The 18,683-nt window shown below is 52.7% G+C and carries 16 protein-coding genes; all 16 read right to left on the bottom strand.

The window, feature by feature from the left end:
- Nucleotides 1-5: 5 nt before the first annotated feature.
- The 16 genes from dnaE to rpsB all read right to left on the bottom strand — a co-directional run bounded on the left by dnaE (nucleotide 6) and on the right by rpsB (nucleotide 18,480).
- A complete protein-coding gene (dnaE, locus tag HV318_RS18120) occupies nucleotides 6-3,488 on the bottom strand; it encodes a DNA polymerase III subunit alpha (RefSeq protein WP_182273821.1) in 3,483 nt (1,160 codons plus the stop codon).
- A 38-nt stretch (nucleotides 3,489-3,526) separates the two neighbouring features.
- The gene (gene rnhB, locus HV318_RS18115; protein ID WP_182273820.1) at nucleotides 3,527-4,123 is read right to left on the bottom strand and encodes a ribonuclease HII; all 597 of its coding nucleotides are present in this window, start codon (nucleotides 4,121-4,123) and stop codon (nucleotides 3,527-3,529) included.
- Complete coding sequence (gene lpxB, locus HV318_RS18110) at nucleotides 4,120-5,268, bottom strand: lipid-A-disaccharide synthase (protein WP_182273819.1); 1,149 nt, start codon at nucleotides 5,266-5,268, stop codon at nucleotides 4,120-4,122. The genes rnhB and lpxB overlap by 4 nt, the downstream gene beginning before the upstream one ends.
- Complete coding sequence (gene lpxA / locus HV318_RS18105; RefSeq protein ID WP_182273818.1) at nucleotides 5,268-6,056, bottom strand: acyl-ACP--UDP-N-acetylglucosamine O-acyltransferase; 789 nt, start codon at nucleotides 6,054-6,056, stop codon at nucleotides 5,268-5,270. Before lpxA ends, lpxB begins: the two co-directional genes overlap by 1 nt.
- A 3-nt stretch (nucleotides 6,057-6,059) precedes the next feature.
- Nucleotides 6,060-6,515, bottom strand: coding sequence for a 3-hydroxyacyl-ACP dehydratase FabZ (fabZ, locus tag HV318_RS18100; protein WP_038155523.1), 456 nt, complete (start codon nucleotides 6,513-6,515; stop codon nucleotides 6,060-6,062).
- Nucleotides 6,516-6,617: 102 nt separating this feature from the next.
- Nucleotides 6,618-7,643 (bottom strand): UDP-3-O-(3-hydroxymyristoyl)glucosamine N-acyltransferase, encoded by a 1,026-nt coding sequence (gene lpxD / locus HV318_RS18095; RefSeq protein ID WP_182273817.1) that lies wholly within the window; start codon nucleotides 7,641-7,643, stop codon nucleotides 6,618-6,620.
- Nucleotides 7,644-7,646: 3 nt separating this feature from the next.
- Entirely contained in the window at nucleotides 7,647-8,141 is a 495-nt protein-coding gene (skp, locus tag HV318_RS18090) for a molecular chaperone Skp (protein ID WP_182273816.1), read from the bottom strand.
- Between the two features lie 123 nt (nucleotides 8,142-8,264).
- Entirely contained in the window at nucleotides 8,265-10,682 is a 2,418-nt protein-coding gene (gene bamA, locus HV318_RS18085) for an outer membrane protein assembly factor BamA (protein ID WP_182273815.1), read from the bottom strand.
- 29 nt (nucleotides 10,683-10,711) lie between these two features.
- Entirely contained in the window at nucleotides 10,712-12,064 is a 1,353-nt protein-coding gene (rseP, locus tag HV318_RS18080; protein WP_182273814.1) for a sigma E protease regulator RseP, read from the bottom strand.
- An 11-nt stretch (nucleotides 12,065-12,075) separates the two neighbouring features.
- Nucleotides 12,076-12,933 carry a phosphatidate cytidylyltransferase gene (gene cdsA / locus HV318_RS18075; RefSeq protein ID WP_182273813.1) on the bottom strand — a complete coding sequence of 286 codons (858 nt, stop codon included), beginning with the start codon at nucleotides 12,931-12,933 and terminating at the stop codon, nucleotides 12,076-12,078.
- Between the two features lie 12 nt (nucleotides 12,934-12,945).
- A complete protein-coding gene (ispU, locus tag HV318_RS18070) occupies nucleotides 12,946-13,704 on the bottom strand; it encodes a (2E,6E)-farnesyl-diphosphate-specific ditrans,polycis-undecaprenyl-diphosphate synthase (protein WP_182273812.1) in 759 nt (252 codons plus the stop codon).
- Nucleotides 13,705-13,890: 186 nt separating this feature from the next.
- Complete coding sequence (gene ispC, locus HV318_RS18065; RefSeq protein ID WP_182273811.1) at nucleotides 13,891-15,090, bottom strand: 1-deoxy-D-xylulose-5-phosphate reductoisomerase; 1,200 nt, start codon at nucleotides 15,088-15,090, stop codon at nucleotides 13,891-13,893.
- A 95-nt stretch (nucleotides 15,091-15,185) separates the two neighbouring features.
- Entirely contained in the window at nucleotides 15,186-15,743 is a 558-nt protein-coding gene (gene frr, locus HV318_RS18060; protein WP_182273810.1) for a ribosome recycling factor, read from the bottom strand.
- A gap of 166 nt (nucleotides 15,744-15,909) precedes the next feature.
- Nucleotides 15,910-16,635: a UMP kinase gene (gene pyrH / locus HV318_RS18055; protein ID WP_004858112.1), complete on the bottom strand. Its 726-nt coding sequence runs from the start codon at nucleotides 16,633-16,635 to the stop codon at nucleotides 15,910-15,912.
- Nucleotides 16,636-16,785: 150 nt separating this feature from the next.
- Nucleotides 16,786-17,637 (bottom strand): translation elongation factor Ts, encoded by an 852-nt coding sequence (gene tsf, locus HV318_RS18050; protein WP_182273809.1) that lies wholly within the window; start codon nucleotides 17,635-17,637, stop codon nucleotides 16,786-16,788.
- A 117-nt stretch (nucleotides 17,638-17,754) separates the two neighbouring features.
- A complete protein-coding gene (gene rpsB, locus HV318_RS18045; protein WP_013095653.1) occupies nucleotides 17,755-18,480 on the bottom strand; it encodes a 30S ribosomal protein S2 in 726 nt (241 codons plus the stop codon).
- Between the last annotated feature and the right edge of the window lie 203 nt (nucleotides 18,481-18,683).

Raw genomic sequence — 18,683 nt, 5'->3', positions numbered from 1 at the left:
CTGTATTAGTCAAACTCCAGTTCCACCTGCTCCGAACCAATGAGGCCACGGAGATCGTTCAGTAAACGATCGCTCGGAGAGACACGCCACGTTGCACCAAAGCGCAACCGCGCACGTGCATCCGCCCTCTGATAGTAGAGATGTACTGGAATTGTCCCCGAGCGGTGGGGTTCCAGAGACTGACGGAGTCGGTTTAAAAGCTGGTCATCAATTTGCCTGTCCGTCAGCGAGATAGCAAGCCCGCGAGCATATTTTTCCCGGGCTTCGTCAATGTCCATCACTTCGCGGGCGGTCATTTTAAGCCCCCCGCTGAAGTCATCAAAGCTGACCTGTCCGCTGACGATAAGTATGCGGTCTTTTTCCAGCAATTGCTGGTATTTATCCAGCGCATCGGTGAACAACATCACCTCCAGACGCCCGGAACGGTCATCCAGCGTACAGATGCCGATACGATTGCCGCGCTTGGTGACCATTACCCTTGCAGCAATCACGAGCCCCGCAGCCGTGGTGATTTTACCACGTTCTGTCGGATGCATGTCTTTTAGCCTATAGCCTCCGACATAGCGCTCAATTTCTTTGATGTACTGGTTGATCGGGTGCCCCGTCAGGTACAAACCTAACGTCTCACGCTCACCATCCAGCACCACCTGTTCTGGCCACGGCAGGCAGCTGGCATAAGATTGCTCGATCTGCTCTGGCTCTTCTGCCAGCACGCCGAACATATCCGCCTGGCCGATAGCTTCCGCTTTCGCGTGCTGATCAGCCGCTTTTAACGCATCGCCGAGCGAGTTCATCAGCGCGGCACGGTGCGGCCCCAGCCTGTCGAACGCACCAGACATGATCAGTTTTTCCAGCACGCGACGGTTCAGTTTTTTAGTGTCGGTACGGGCGCAAAGATCGAACAGCTCGCGGAAGTAACCGCCGTTGTTACGCGCTTCGATGATCGCCTCGATCGGGCCTTCCCCCACACCTTTGATCGCACCGATCCCGTACACAATTTCCCCGTGCTCATTAACGTGGAAATGGTACAGACCGGAGTTGATATCCGGCGGCAGGATCTTAAGCCCCATGCGCCAGCACTCATCCACCAGGCCAACCACCTTCTCGGTGTTGTCCATATCGGCCGTCATTACCGCTGCCATAAACTCAGCAGGATAGTGCGCCTTCAGCCACAGCGTCTGATACGAGACCAACGCATAGGCAGCGGAGTGCGATTTGTTAAACCCGTACCCGGCGAATTTCTCCACCAGGTCGAAGATTTTCATCGCCAGTTCGCCGTCAACGCCGTTCTGTTTCGCCCCTTCTTCGAAGGTGCCGCGCTGCTTGGCCATCTCTTCCGGTTTTTTCTTACCCATCGCACGACGCAGCATATCCGCGCCGCCAAGGGTGTAGCCAGAGAGCACCTGGGCAATCTGCATAACCTGTTCCTGGTACAGGATGATGCCGTAGGTTGGCTCCAGTACAGGTTTCAGGCTTTCATGCTGCCACTGAACGTCCGGGTAAGAAATCTCTTCGCGCCCGTGCTTACGGTCGATAAAGTTATCTACCATCCCCGACTGCAGCGGCCCTGGACGGAACAGCGCCACCAGTGCGATCATATCTTCGAAACAGTCAGGTTGCAGGCGCTTAATCAGGTCTTTCATGCCGCGGGATTCAAGCTGGAAGACGGCGGTGGTCTCCGAGCGTTGCAGCATATCAAAACTTTTCTTGTCATCCAGCGGAATGGCCGCAATATCCAGCGGTGGCTCGCCGCTCTTCTCGCGACGGGCGTTGATCATCTCCAGCGCCCAGTTGATGATGGTGAGAGTACGCAGACCGAGGAAGTCAAACTTCACCAGCCCGGCGTATTCTACGTCGTTCTTGTCAAACTGGGTTACCGGATGCTGACCCGCTTCATCGCAGTAAAGCGGCGCAAAATCGGTGATTTTGGTCGGGGCGATAACCACGCCACCGGCATGCTTACCGGCGTTACGCGTGACGCCTTCCAGCTTACGCGCCATGTCGATCAGCGCTTTTACTTCTTCATCCGCTTCGTAGATTTCCGGCAGCTGCGGCTCAGCTTCAAAGGCTTTTGCCAGCGTCATCCCCGGATCGGGTGGTACCAGTTTTGAGATACGATCAACAAAGCCGTACGGATGCCCCAGTACGCGGCCTACGTCGCGGATAACCGCTTTCGCCGCCATCGTACCGAAGGTAATAATCTGCGATACCGCGTCACGGCCGTACATGTCCGCCACGTGTTCGATAACCTGGTCGCGTTTCTCCATGCAGAAGTCGACGTCGAAGTCGGGCATGGAGACACGTTCCGGGTTCAGGAAACGTTCGAACAGCAGATCGAATTCCAGCGGATCGAGATCGGTAATTTTCAGCGCATACGCCACCAGCGAACCGGCACCGGAACCACGTCCTGGGCCGACAGGCACGCCGTTGTCCTTCGACCACTGGATAAATTCCATCACGATCAGGAAGTAACCCGGGAAGCCCATCTGGTTGATAACCTGAAGCTCAATATCCAGGCGCTCATCGTACGGCGGGCGTTTCTCTTTGCGAATCGCTTCGTCCGGGAACAGAAACGCCAGACGATCTTCCAGACCTTCCTTCGATTTTACGACCAGGAAATCTTCCGTGGTCATCTCCCCCGTAGGGAACTGCGGCAGGAAGTATTCGCCGAGACGCACGGTGACGTTACAGCGTTTCGCTATCTCAACGCTGTTTTCCAGCGCTTCCGGGATGTCGGAGAAAAGCTCGCACATCTCCTCTTCGTTACGCATGTACTGCTGCGAGGAGTAGTTGCGCGGACGTTTCGGATCGTCGAGGGTGAAGCCATCATGGATGGCCACACGAATTTCGTGTGCGTCAAAGTCTCCCGGTTCAAGGAAACGTACATCGTTAGTCGCCACAACCGGCAACCCGCGTTCTTCAGCGAGCGCAACAGCGGCGTGCAGGTAGCTCTCTTCATCTGCGCGACCGGTGCGGATCAGCTCCAGATAGTAGCGATCCGGGAAATACTCTTCATAGAACGAGACACACTGATCCACCAGTGCGCTATTGCCGCGCAGCAGGCTTTTGCCAACATCGCCCATCCGGCCACCGGAAATCAGCAGCAGGCCTTCGTTCAGCTCTGCCAGCCAGTCGCGGTCGATCCACGGGCCAGACGCGCCGTAGCCGCGCTGGTAAGCTTTTGAGATCAGCAGTGTGAGGTTCTGGTAGCCCGCGTTGTTCATCGCTAACACGGAAATTTGCGTCATTTCATCACCGAGCAACTCGCTCTGCACATGAAAATCCGCGCCGACGATGGGTTTCATCCCCGCGCCATGCGCCGTTCCGTAGAACTTCACCAGACCACACAGGTTGGTAAAATCGGTGATCGCCAGTGCAGGCATGCCAAGCGAGGCCGCCTTTTTCACCAGCGGCCCGGTCTTCGCCAGCCCATCGATCATGGAGTAGTCGCTATGCACCCGCAGGTGTACGAAACGTGGTTCAGCCATCTTCAGATTCCGCGTTACTTAATTGCTTGCGTCTTGATTCAGGACACCAGTCCCAGCGCCCGTTTCACCGGGCCAAAACTGCGCCGGTGATGTTCGGTTGCGCCATGTTCAGCCAGCTTTTCCAGGTGAAAAGCGGTTGGATATCCCTTGTGCTGGGCGAAACCATACTGGGGATAAGTGAGGTCCAGCGCGGTCATTTCGGCGTCGCGCGTCACTTTGGCTATGATAGAAGCCGCACTGATTTCTGCGACCCGGCTATCGCCTTTAACGACCGCCATCGAAGGCACAGGCAGTGCCGGACAGCGGTTACCGTCAATCAGGACATACTCGGGAGCAATTTTCAGCCCGGCGACCGCACGCTGCATTGCCAGCATGGTGGCATGCAGAATGTTCAGTTCGTCAATTTCATGCGGCTCTGCGCGACCCAGGCTCCAGGCCAACGCCTTTTCCTGGATTTCGTCAAACAGCGCCAGTCGGCGCTTTTCAGACAGTTTTTTAGAGTCATTCAGCCCGACGATCGGGCGAGCCGGGTCAAGGATCACCGCAGCGGTCACCACAGCCCCCACTAACGGGCCACGCCCCACTTCGTCCACACCCGCCACGAGATGCGTGTGGGGATAAATAAATTCCATCATTTTACTAACTCCAGCACCGCATCAGCCGCTTGCTCATCGGCATTACAGCGGATCTGCTGATGCAGTTCGCGGAACGTATCATGCATCTGGTGGCTGGTCTTGCCGTCAGCAAGCAGCGGCAACAGTGCATCAGCCAGTGCCTGCGGCTGACACTCATCCTGTAAAAGCTCTTTCACCAGCTCGCGACCGGCAAGCAGGTTTGGCAGCGAAACGTAGTCGGTTTTCACCAGACGTTTTGCCAGCCAGAAGGTAAACGGCTTCATGCGGTAGCCTACTACCATCGGGCATTTCGCCAGCATACACTCCAGCGCAGCCGTACCGGAGGCCAGCAGCGCGGCATCACTCGCGATCATCGCTTCACGGCCCTTCCCGTCCAGCAGGTGGACATGAAGATCCGGGGCCACATCCGCCTTGATGCGTTCAAACTGCTCGCGGCGTTTGGCATTCACCAGCGGCACAACCACTTCAAGATCGGGATATGTTTTGCGAAGGATTTGCGCCGTCTTCAGGAAATCGGCGCTCAGCATCTCGACTTCTGCACCACGGCTTCCCGGCAGCAGCGCAAGGCAATGAGCATCATGCGGAATACCCAGCACATCGCGTGCCGCGTGTTTATCCGGATCCAGCGGCATTGCATCCGCCATGGTATGACCGATAAAACGGCACGGAACATTAAATCTGTCATAAAACGCTTTTTCGAAAGGCAGGAAAGCCAGCACCAGATCGGTGGATCTCCCGATTTTGAAAACGCGTTTCTGTCGCCACGCCCAGACGGACGGACTGACGTAGTGAATGGTTTTGATGCCCTGCTTTTTCAGGTTCCCTTCAAGGGTAATGTTGAAATCAGGTGCATCGATCCCGACAAACACATCGGGTTTAAGCTCGGTAAAACGGTGGGTGAGATCGGCACGAATATGCAGCAAGCGACGCAAACGCCCCAGCACTTCAACGATGCCCATCACGGCCAGCTCTTCCATTTCATACCATGCTTCACAGCCTTCGGCCTGCATCAGCGGGCCAGCAACACCGACAAAGCGGGCATTAGGGACACGGGCTTTCAGCGCGCGGATAAGACCTGCACCAAGAATATCGCCGGAGGTTTCTCCGGCGACCAGGGCTATCGTAAGCGGACGGCTGTCGACCATTAACGAATCAGACCACGTGTGGAACGGTCAAAGAACGCCATGAACTCGTTCACTTCCGGGTACTTTTTCGCCAGATCGGCAATTTCCGGCTTCACCTCTTCCAGCGTTTTACCGCTACGGTACAGCAGTTTGTACGCGTTGCGGATAGCTGTAATCGCTTCGCGGCTAAAGCCACGACGCTTAAGGCCTTCGATGTTCACGCCAAACGGCGTGGCATGGTTACCCTGCGCAATAACATAAGGTGGGACGTCCTGCGCCACACCGGAGCATCCACCGACCATCACGTGCGCACCAATGATGCAGAACTGATGGACTGCGGTCATGCCGCCAATAATTGCGAAATCATCAACCGATACGTGTCCTGCCAGCGTTGCGTTGTTGGCAAGAATACAGCGGTCACCTACAGTACAGTCATGCGCGATATGCGCATTAACCATAAACAGGTTGTCGCTGCCCACCTTTGTCAATCCACCGCCCTGTACTGTTCCACGATGAATGGTGACGCTTTCGCGAATACGGTTACGATCGCCGATTTCCACACGGGTCGACTCACCAGCATATTTCAGATCCTGGTTTACTTCGCCGATGGAGGCGAACTGATAGATCTCATTATTGCTGCCAATGGTCGTGTGACCATTCACGACAACGTGAGATTTCAGTACTGTACCCTCACCAATTTCGACTTGGGGTCCAACAATACAAAACGGGCCAATGTGAACGTTAGCACCAATGATGGCACCCGTTTCTACAATAGCAGTAGGATGAATAAAGGCGGATTTATCAATCACGTATCAGGCCTCCCGGCTACGCGCACACATCATAGTCGCTTCGCAAACAACTTTGCCGTCAACCAGTGCTACGCCTTTGAAGCGAGTCAGGCCACGACGCGTTTTTTCAAAAGTGACTTCCATGATCATTTGATCACCAGGCACGACAGGACGCTTAAAGCGTGCTTCATCAATACCCGCGAAGTAGTACAGTTCGCCCGGCTCCAGTTTACCCACGCTTTTAAACGCCAGAATACCGGTAGCCTGTGCCATTGCTTCCAGGATCAACACACCCGGGAAGATAGGCTTACCAGGGAAGTGTCCCTGGAAGAACGGCTCATTTACGGAGACATTTTTCACTGCGCGCAGAAAATGACCTTCTTCAAAATCCAGCACACGGTCTACCAGCAAAAACGGGTAGCGGTGCGGCAGAAGTTCTAAAATCTCTTCAATATGCAGAGTATGAGTGTCAGTAGTCAAAATACTCTTCCTGTCAAATGTACTAAGTAGCAATAATAACACGGCCTGCCGGTTTATAAGAAAGCCGACAGGCCGGGAAAGTAGCGTTAAACGGATGAACGCTTAGTCTTGTTGATCGATCTTGCGCTCAAGAGACTTGAGACGCTTGCTCATATCATCAATATTCATCACCAGAGCTGCTGTTTTACGCCATACCTTGTTCGGTTGCAGCGGAATACCAGAGGAATAGACGCCTGGTTCAGTGATAGGACGCATAACCATGCCCATTCCCGTCACCGTCACCTTGTCGCATATTTCCATATGACCGTTGATCACGCTGGCACCGCCAATCATGCAGTAACGGCCAATTTTCAGGCTGCCTGCCATGATAACGCCACCCGCAACTGCGGTATTGTCGCCAATCACAACGTTATGTGCAATCTGGCACTGGTTATCGATGATAACACCATTGCCAATAATGGTGTCGTCAAGCGCACCACGGTCAATGGTGGTACATGCGCCGATCTCAACACGGTCGCCAATGATAACGCGACCAAGCTGTGGGATCTTAACCCAGTTACCACGATCGTTAGCGTAACCAAACCCGTCAGAACCAATCACGGTGCTGGACTGAACAAGGCAATTTTCGCCGATTTCAACTTCATGGTAAACGGACACATTAGCCCACAAGCGGGTTCCTGCACCGATTTTCGTATTTTTCCCAACGAAGCAACCCGGGCCAATCACGACGTTATCGCCCAGCACGACGCCCGACTCAATAACGGCATTAGCGCCAACTGCAACGTTGTTACCAAGCTGAGCCGTCGGATCGATTGCTGCACTGGCAGCAATACTCTGTGCCGGCTGCGGCGTGGTATCAAGAATTTGGGCCATGCGTGCATACGTCAGGTAGGGATTTTTCACTACCAAAGCAGCACCTGCGGCAAACGGAAGATCGTCCTGCGTAAGAACAACAGCTGACGCCTGGCACTGAGCCAGATGTTCACGATACTTAGGGCTTACCATGAAGGTAATATTGCCAGCTTTAGCAGATTGCATGGACGCAACAGCGGTGATGACGATATCGCCATCACCGTGTAATTCTGCATCCAACTGCTGAGCTAAATCAGCCAGTCGAATAGAAGGCATTACTTATTTAACCTGTTTCAGAACATCAGCGGTGATGTCTTTAACATCGCTGCTGTTGTAAGCAACGGCATTCGCATCAACAACCAGATCGACGCCCTGATCGGCAGCAACAGATTTAACTGCTGTCTGAATGCGCGTCACCAGTTTGCCACGCTCTTCGTTAGAACGACGCTGACGATCCTGCTCGAAAGCCTGTGCTTTCTGGGAGAATGCCTGGCGCTGAGACATAACATCTTTTTCCAGTTTGCTACGGTCAGCCGCTTTCATGGTAGAACCATCGCGCTGCAGACGTTGCATCTTGGACTGAAGATCGCTTTCCATGCCTTGCAGTTCGCTTGCACGGCCTTTGAACTCGTTTTCCAGCGTTGCGGAAACACCCGTTTTCTGCGCAACCTGTTGGAACAAGCTACCCATATTGACGATCGCAATTTTGCCCGCTGCCTGAGCAGACGTTGCCATCGCTAAACCGAGACCTGCAGCTAATAACCACTTTTTCACAATAAACTCCTTACCATCCCATTAGTACCTCAAAGGTACCGTTCTTTGCGTGGCAAGGCGATCGTCTGCACGATCGCCAGTTGTCAGCGCTACACTGCCAACGCATTCCATTGCAGCGGATTATTACCAGGTTTTACCAATGTTAAACTGGAATTGCTCCGATTTATCTCCATCATATTTCTTAAACGGCTGGGCGTAAGAGAAGACCAACGGCCCCAGCGGTGACATCCATTGTAATGCGATACCTGCAGACATGCGAATATTGCTCGGATCGCTGTAGTCTGGAATACCTTCTGCACGCATCTGTGCGGTATTCTCCCAGTTGGTATCCCACACAGTACCGGCATCCCAGAAGAAGGAGGTACGGACTGAGTTCGCATATTTATCACTGATAAACGGCGTTGGCGTAATGAACTCCAGGCTAGCCACTGCCATCGCGTTACCGCCCACCGCATCATTAGAACTACAGACTTCTGAAGACGAGGATTTATTACAGTTATCCGTTTTGTTTCCACCGTAGTAGACCGCTTTCGGACCAATGTTATTGGACTGGAAGCCACGAACGGTACTGGAACCACCAGCATAGAAGTTTTCATAGAATGGCAGTTCTTTGCCACCTAAACCATCGCCATAGCCCCAACGGGTACGACCCAGAACAACCCATTTATGGTCGTCATCAATTGGGAAGTAGGACGCGGTATCAAGCGTCACCTTGTAGAACTCGTTATCGGAACCCGGAACGGTGACTTTACCGTTCAGGTTGACACGAGAACCTTCCGTCGGGAAGTAACCACGGTCAAGACGGTTATACGTCCAGCCATAGTTGAAGGTGAAGTCATCTGCCGCAAAACCGTTATTGTCACCGGTCTTACTGGTTGACTGACCGATGGAGTCCAGATAACGCCACATCGCCACCTGCGGTTGCATGTTGGACAGGTCGTTATGCACGTAACCTAAACCTGCACGCAGGGTGTTGTATTCGTTGACCGGGAAGCCCAGCGTACCGTCTACACCATAACTCTTGTTGGTATAGGAGGACAGATCCGCGTTATCTGCTTTAAAGTCGTTATAGAAGATACGACCACCCAGGCTCACACCATCAACGGTGAAGTATGGGTTAGTGACAGAGAACTCAGAGTAGGTCTGGTAGTCGTTCTTGGTACCGTTGATACCAACAGAATAACCCGTACCCAGCCAGTTATCTTGCTGAACACCGACCTGGAAGCTCACGCCACTTTCAGTACCGTAGCCCACACCAAAGTTGAAGCTACCGGTGTTACGCTCTTTCACTTTATAAACGACATCAACCTGATCCGGGCTGCCTGGCACACGTTGGGTGTCGGTATCGACCGTTTCAAAATAACCCAGACGGTTCAGACGTTCTTTACCCTGATCAACGAGATCGCTACCTAACCACGCCCCTTCCATCTGACGCATTTCGCGACGCAGAACGGAATCTTTTGAAGTGTCGTTACCTTCAAAACGGATCTTACGTACGTAGAAACGGTTGCCCGCATCAACGTTAACGCGAAGCTTAACGGTTTTATCCGCATCGTTGATTTCAGGCTGAGTCTGTACGCGCGGATAAGCATAACCGTAACGGCCGAGCAGCTTCTTAATGCCGTCTTCCATCTTGGTCACTTTAGCACCGCTATACAGATCGCCCGGCTGAATTTTGGTCAGCGATTCGATCTCTGCAGAATGCCCCGCCAGGTTTCCACTGACTTCAACACCAGAAAGCTTGTACTGCTCGCCTTCAGTGATGTTAATCGTAATGTAGATCCCTTTCTTGTCCGGAGTCAGACTGACCTGAGTAGAGTCGATGTTGAAACGCGCGTAACCGCGATCCAGATAGTAGCTGCGCAGGGTTTCGAGGTCGCCCGCCAGTTTCTGCTTCTGGTATTTGCGATCGCCAACCACGTTCCACCACGGCACTTCGTCACGCAGCTGGAAAGTCGAGATCAGTTCGTCGGTGCTGAACGCGTGGTTCCCTACGATGTTGATCTGTTGGATCTTCGCAGAGACACCTTCCTGGAAGACCAGCTTCAGGTCAACACGGTTACGTGGCAGCGGAGTCACAACCGCCTTCACGCTTGCGCTGTATTTACCGACGCTGTAATAGAAATCTTCCAGACCTTTTTCAATATCTGAAAGGGTTGTGCGGTCCAGAGATTCCCCCACACGAACACCGGATGCTTCAAGGTTCTGCTTGAGCATGTCATCTTTCACCGACTTGTTGCCGGAGAAAGTGATACTGGCGATCGTTGGACGTTCTTTTACCTGAACCAGCAGCGTATCACCATCGCGCAGGACGCGGACGTCCTCAAAGTTGCCAGTGGCAAACAGAGCACGGATGGTGTTACTGATATCATCATCATTAACCGTATCGCCGGGGCGCACAGGCATACTGAGGAGGGCCGCACCAACGGCGACACGCTGGAGGCCTTCGAAATGAATGTCTTTCACTACGAACCCGTCAGCACCGTATACGGTGGCGCTGCTAAACAGCAGCGACGCTATGAGCAACTTTTTCATCGCCATCGTTATTATGCGTTCTTCCTAACACTCTCTTACAACCGAGAGAAATCATTGAAAAGTGCAAGCCCCATTAACAGCACCAGCAAAATCGAGCCAATGCGATAACTAAAGTCTTGAACTCGCTCGGATACCGGTCCGCCTTTTAGCTTTTCAATCGCTAAAAACAGCAGATGGCCCCCGTCTAATACGGGAAGCGGGAACAGGTTGATTATCCCCAGATTCACGCTTATAAGCGCGAGAAACATGAGATAGTAAATCACCCCGAATTCCGCTGACATCCCAGCCCCCTGAGCAATTGAAATTGGCCCACTGAGGTTGTTCAGTTTCACATCACCGGTTATCAATTTCCCCAACATGTTGACCGTAAGCTTCATCAGTTGCCATGTTTTATCCGTGGCTTCAAGGATGGCGCTAAACGGCCCATATTGGCGTATTGTCTTGTACTCATCTGGCAGCGGGATCACTTTCGGCACTACACCTGCAAACCCTTCTGCCTTTTTGCCGCCCGATTTGGTATCCGGGGTCAGCGTCAGCGAAAGCGGACTCCCGTGCCTTTCCACTTCCAGTGCGAGCGAAATACCTGGATTATCGCGCACCAGAGTAACAAAGGTCATCCACTGTGTTAATGGTTGACCATCGACTTTAACGATCCTGTCGCCTGCTTGCAAACCTGCTTTGCTCGCCGCCGAATTGGCCTGTACTTCGGCTAATACCGGCTCGATCTGCGCACCGCGTGGGCGAATCCCCAGCGCAGAGACGGGATCTTCTTTGTCAGGCTCGAAACTCCAGTGGCGTAAATCCAGCACTTTGTCCTGTCGCTGGTCAGAACCAAACGGCGAAACGCTGACCGTTGTCTGCTTATCACCAATTTTGGCGACCAACTGCAGCCGCACGGCATCCCAATCAGGGGTTTCGATGCCATCAATGGCTTTAAGTTCCATCCCCGGCGTAATTTGCGCACTTGCCGCGATGGAGTTGGGGGCAATTTCACCCACCACCGGACGCACGCCAGGGACGCCGATGATAAACACCAGCCAGTAGGCGAAGATAGCAAAGATGAAATTGGCTACCGGACCGGCAGCAATGATGGCGGCGCGTTGCCCAACGGTTTTGTTGTTGAACGCGCGATGCTGAAGTTCAGGGGCAACAGGCTCAACACGTTCGTCGAGCATTTTAACATAGCCACCCAGCGGGATAAGGGCGATGACGAATTCAGTGCCGTGGCGGTCGGTACGCTTCCAGAGCGATTTACCAAAACCAATGGAGAATCGCTCCACGCGCACACCACAGCGGCGAGCAACCCAGAAATGGCCAAATTCATGCACGGTAATCAGTACACCCAGTGCAACAACGAACGCCGCCAGATTCCAGAGAATGCTCAGCATAAAACCTTCCGTTAAATCGTCCCGAACACCAATAAAAGCAAGCAAGCAAACACGGGGACTGCCGCAGTCAGGCTGTCAATGCGATCCATTATACCGCCATGCCCTGGAATCAAGTGACCACTGTCTTTAATCCCTGCTTCACGCTTAAACATACTTTCGGTTAAATCACCCAGTACCGAGGCCAGTGCAGCAAAAATTGAGCACACCAGCAGTGTCGACGGCGCAACGCTCAGATCCGCCCAGACGCCATAGCCCCAGGAGATGATTGCTGCCGTAAACAAGCCGCCGATAAATCCTTGCCAGGTTTTACCCGGAGAAACCTTCGGAGCCAGTTTATGTTTGCCGAACAGTTTACCAAACATATAGGCCCCAGAGTCAGCCCCCCAGACCAGAATCATCACATAAAGCAGCCAGATTGCACCGCTGTAGTGGTTTTCATCATAGTGCCAGGCGCGCAGCGCGAGCATACCCCAGAAAAAAGGAACAATTGTGAGCAGGCCAAAAATAAGGCGTAATACTTTTGAATTGCGCCATAATGCCGCAGAACCTGGATAAAAAAGCACCAACACGAGCGCAGCAATCCACCAGGCCAACGATACCCACAGGGAGCCGGCAACCAGCGGTTGATGAATATCGTGGTGATATTCAGGCAAGGTAAACAGCATCAGGGCCAGTAAAAAGCCACAGAGTACCGCCAGCCATACCCGCTGAGTGCGCGAGGTAAAGCCGCTAAACTGTCCCCATTCCCACGCGGCGAGCATACACACTACCAGCGTAACAATAGCGAATCCCACTGGGGGCAGTAAAAACAGCGCCGCAATGACAATGGGTATTAATACAAAAGCGGAAATCAGGCGATACTTCAGCAAAAGCTACCCCCATCAGGCTTTGTCGCCACCAGGCTCGGTGCCGCCGAAACGACGCTCTCGATTGGCAAAGGCATGCAGCGCACCTTCAAAGTCTTGTTCATCAAAATCGGGCCAAAGAACATCAGTAAAGTAAAGTTCGGCATAGGCAATTTGCCAAAGCAAAAAGTTACTTATGCGATGTTCTCCCCCTGTCCTAATTACCAAATCCACAGGTGCCAGTTCATTCATGCAGATTTGCTGACTCAGCATCTCTTCATCAATTTGGTCGGGTCTCAACAGCCCTTCCTGAACCTGTTCGGCCAAATGCCGAACGCCCTGGATAATATCCCAGCGTCCGCCGTAATTCGCCGCGATATTGAGCGTCAGACCAGTATTATTTTCAGTCAGCGCTTCTGCTTTACGAATCCGTTCCTGCAAACGTGAGTTAAAACGACTGGTCTCGCCAATAATACGCAGGCGGACGTTGTGGCGGTGCAGGCTTTTTACTTCGCTGTCGAGCGCCCACACAAACAATTCCATCAACGCACTGACTTCCTGCGCCGGTCGATTCCAGTTTTCACTGCTAAAAGCATAGAGCGTTAACGCATCAATGCCGTTATTGGCGGCAAAAGAAACGGCGCGGCGAACAGACTTCGCCCCAGCTTTATGCCCAAAGGCTCGTATCTTCCCTTGTCTTTTCGCCCAGCGGCCATTGCCATCCATGATAATTGCTACATGACGGCAGCCATGAGCGGGCAAATTTTCGCTTATTGGTTGATTCGCAGACAACATAACGCGTTTTTAGTCCCTGAAAAGGATTTAACGGTACTCAGGAATACTGAAGCCTATACATAAAAAAGCCGTGTCAAACCACGGCTTACCTGACCACATTAAGTCAAATACCTGCGATCAGGTGGCGCAGACTATATCACTGAAGCCCAACGCTAACAAATGGCACGACAATTAGTGGTTGCTTTATCACCAGCTTGCGAGACGTGTCACCTGTTTACGCGCAACAATGCGGGCCTGAGCATCTACCGCCAACACCTCTTCCACGCTTTGTGGTTCGCGCAAATCCATCATGTCCAGCACCGAGCGATTCAGTGTCGCGATGTCGGTAAAACGAATCTGCTGATTCAGAAATGCCTCAACGGTAATTTCATTGGCCGCATTGAGTGCTGTCGTCGCCGCCTGCCCCTGGTCAAAGGCATTCATCGCAAGCTTCAGACACGGATAACGGTCGTAATCTGGCTCACTGAATGTCAGAGAGCTGAGCTTGCAGAAATCGAGCGGTTTCACCCCAGACTTCACACGGTTAGGCCACGCCATCGAATGTGCAATTGGCGTGCGCATATCCGGTTCACCCAGCTGTGCCAGCACGCTGCCATCCTGATAACGCACCATCGAGTGAATCACCGATTGCGGGTGGATCAGCACTTCCATCTGTTTCGCTGACGCATTAAACAGCCAGCGCGCTTCAATGTATTCCAGACCTTTGTTCATCATGGTGGCAGAGTCGACGGAGATCTTACGTCCCATTGACCAGTTCGGATGACGACACGCCTGATCCGGCGTCATTGCGCTCAGTTCAGACAGCGGCGTTTCACGGAACGGACCACCAGACCCGGTAAGCAGAATCGACACAACGCCATTCTGCTCGAGGTCAGCGTACCCCAGGTTCTGTTGAAAAAGTTGCGGTAAACTCTGAAAAATTGCGTTGTGTTCACTATCGACCGGCAAAAGACGCGCGCCGCGCTGCTTAACCGCCTCCATGAACAGGCGTCCACAGGTCACCAGCGACTCTTTATTCGCCAACAATACATCTTTACCGGCATCGATAGCCGCAAGCGTAGGCAGAAGCCCTGCCGCCCCGACGATTGCCGCCATCACCTGATCGACCTCATCCAGCGCAGCCATATCACAGGCCGCCTGTTTCCCACTCAGCACCTCGGTGCGACTGCCCTTCTCCTGCAGCTGCGCTTTCACAAGGCGGGCGCTCTTTTCGTCATCCATCACCGCATAGCGAGGCGCAAACTCCAGGCACTGTTCGACCATTCGCTGCACGTTCTTACCGGCCACCAGTGCCGTCACGGTGTAGAGTTCAGGGTTATGGCGAACAACGTCGAGAGTGCTGCAACCGATAGAGCCAGTTGAGCCAAGGAGAGTTAAATGCTTCATGAGATGCCCGGAAAAAGTTAGACCAGATAAAAGCAAAACGCCGCCAGCAAGACATCATGTCTCTCTGAACGGCGTTTATCAGTGTACGACAGAAATCAGAACTGCATCAGTTCCGCTTCTTTATCTGCCAGCGCCGCATCAATTTTCTTGATAGCTGCGTCAGTCATCTTCTGCACGTCGTCCTGGGAGCGACGGTCGTCATCTTCGCTGATCTCTTTTTCTTTCAGCAGAGCTTTCACTTTATCGTTCGCGTCGCGACGTACGTTACGCACAGAAACGCGACCTTGCTCAGCTTCACCACGAACCACTTTGATCAGGTCTTTACGACGTTCTTCCGTCAGCGGAGGCAGTGGAACACGGATGTCAGAACCCGCAGAGCTTGGGTTCAGACCCAGGTCAGATGCCATGATCGCTTTTTCAACGGCCGGGCTCATAGAACGATCGAATACGTTGATTTTCAGCGTACGGGTATCTTCTACAGTCACGCTCGCCAGCTGACGCAGTGGGGTTGGCGTGCCGTAGTATTCCACGATGATGCCATCCAGCAGGCTTGGGGAAGCACGGCCAGTACGGATTTTGCTGATTTGGGTTTTGAACGCTTCTACGCATTTGTCCATGCGTACTTCAGCATCTTTTCTGATGTCGTTAATCACGTTACGAATCCTTGAAAACTTGTCTCAGGCAGACTATCCGCCAGCACAGCGCTACAGGTGTGCTAAGTATAGTCGCGTTTAATTCATGACAACGCCAAAGGCGCGCCCGGGTAAGATACCGCTACAAATAAAGCGGAATCTTACCTGTATTTATCGCCGACGGAAATTATTCCGTGATCAAAGTGCCTTCTTTTTCGCCCATTACGACGCGGCGCAGTGCGCCTGGCTTGTTCATGTTGAAGACACGGATCGGCAGTTTATGGTCACGAGCCAGCGTGAAGGCGGCAAGATCCATCACTTTCAGCTCTTTATCCAGCACTTCGCTGTAGGTCAGCTGATCGTACATGGTCGCAGAAGGATCTTTTGCCGGATCGGCAGTAAACACGCCATCCACTTTGGTTGCTTTCAGAACCACATCGGCTTCGATTTCGATACCGCGCAGACAGGCTGCGGAATCGGTGGTAAAGAACGGGTTACCCGTACCGGCGGAGAGGATCACCACGCGGTTGTTACGCAGCAGGCTGATAGCTTCTGCCCAGCTGTAGTTATCGCACACGCCATTCAGTGGAATAGCGGACATCAGGCGCGCGTTCACATAGGCGCGATGAAGCGAATCACGCATCGCCAGGCCATTCATGACGGTTGCCAGCATACCCATGTGGTCGCCCACAACGCGATTCATCCCTGCTTTCGCCAGACCAGCGCCACGGAAAAGGTTGCCACCGCCAATGACCACGCCAACCTGAATACCCAGTTCGACCAGTTCTTTGATTTCCTGTGCCATACGATCAAGGATGCTTGCGTCAATACCGAAGCCTTCCGATCCCTGCAGCGCTTCGCCACTCAGCTTAAGCAGAATGCGTTTGTACACGGGTTTTGCATTGGTAGCCATGTTTCTTTCCTGAGACTGTCAACGATTAAGATGGGGGTTAATTCTGGCGACATGATATGTCGCATATCAGCACAGCGATACTGGAGCCTGTCTGATTTCGTCTGACGGGTGACAAAAAGAAGCCGCCCTCAGGCGGCTCCTTTTCAATCATTAAGACTGCTTGGACATTGCAGCAACTTCTGCTGCGAAGTCAGTCTCAACTTTCTCGATGCCTTCGCCCACTTCGAAGCGGATGAAGCCAGTTACGTCAGCGTTGTGCTCTTTCAGCAGCTGAGCAACAGACTTGCTTGGATCCATAACGAAAGGCTGGCCAGTCAGAGAAACTTCGCCGGTGAATTTCTTCATGCGGCCTTCAACCATTTTCTCTGCGATTTCTTTTGGCTTACCAGACTGCATCGCGATGTCCAGCTGAACCTGGTACTCTTTCTCTACCACTTCAGCAGACACGTCTTCTGGCTTAACGAATTCTGGTTTGCTTGCAGCGATGTGCATAGCCAGCTGTTTAACCAGCTCTTCGTCAGCGCCTTTAGCCGCAACCAGAACACCGATACGTGCACCGTGCTGGTAAGAACCCAGTACGTCGCCTTCCAGGGAAGACACGCGACGGATGTTGATGTTCTCACCGATTTTAGCAACCAGCGCAACACGTTCTTCTTCGAACTGTGCTTTCAGAACGTCAACGTCAGTGATTTTGCCTGCAACAGCTGCGTCCAGAACTTTGTTAGCAAATGCCTGGAAACCACCGTCTTTAGCAACGAAGTCAGTCTGGCAGTTAACTTCCAGAATGATGCCGTAGTTGCCGTCGATCTTAGTGATGATCACGCCGTCAGCAGCCACGTTGCCTGCTTTTTTAGCTGCTTTGATCGCACCGGATTTACGCATGTTTTCGATTGCCAGCTCGATGTCGCCGTTCGCTTCAGTCAGCGCTTTTTTGCAATCCATCATGCCTGCGCCAGTACGCTCGCGCAGCTCTTTTACCAGGGATGCGGTAATTTCAGCCATTCTTAAATCCTCGGGAGATGTGAACTGCCCGGCCGGGGGCCAAACAGTATAAATTGAAAAAAGGGGCCGATAATTGGCCCCTATTCATACACGGTACTAATAAGGGGTGAAACCTTATTATTCAGCTTCTACGAAGCTTTCTTCCGCCTGAGAAGCCAGATCCTGGGAACGGCCTTCACGAACGGTAGCAGCTACAGCGCTCAGGTACAGGCTAACAGCACGGATGGCGTCGTCGTTACCCGGGATAACGAAGTCAACACCGTCCGGATCGGAGTTGGTATCAACGATAGCGAATACCGGGATACCCAGGTTGTTAGCTTCTTTGATTGCGATGTGCTCGTGGTCTGCATCGATTACGAACAGCGCGTCTGGCAGGCCGCCCATATCTTTGATACCGCCCAGGCTGTTTTCCAGCTTGTCCAGTTCACGAGTGCGCATCAGCGCTTCTTTCTTAGTCAGCTTGTCGAAAGTACCGTCCTGAGACTGGGTTTCCAGATCTTTCAGGCGTTTGATGGACTGACGAACAGTTTTCCAGTTAGTCAGCATGCCACCCAACCAGCGATGGTTCACGAAGAACTGGTCGCAGCTGTTAGCAGCATCTTTCACAGCTTCGCTTGCAGCGCGCTTAGTACCAACGAACAGAATCTTACCTTTACGGGAAGCAATCTTGTTCAGCTCAGCCAGGGCTTCGTTGAACATTGGTACAGTTTTCTCAAGGTTGATGATGTGAACTTTGTTACGTGCGCCGAAGATGAAAGGCTTCATTTTCGGGTTCCAGTAACGGGTCTGGTGACCAAAGTGAACACCAGCCTTGAGCATGTCGCGCATGGAAACAGTTGCCATGTTTAAAACCTCTATAGTAAAAGTTGGGGTTATGCCTCCACGTATCCCATATTACCGACCCCAAAGGGCACCCCGGAATATGTGCCGATACGTGTGTGTTGTTACACAAAGTGAGATTTGTCGCTTCCGTCCAACCTGTGTAGTCTTCGATGGATCGGAAGTCCGGCGCGCTTTATACCACAAAACACGACCAGAAACCAATA

The organism is Enterobacter sp. RHBSTW-00901 (assembly GCF_014103115.1).
GTDB classification, from domain to species: Bacteria; Pseudomonadota; Gammaproteobacteria; order Enterobacterales; family Enterobacteriaceae; genus Enterobacter; species Enterobacter cloacae_P.
This window is presented reverse-complemented; position numbering and strand designations above follow the sequence as displayed.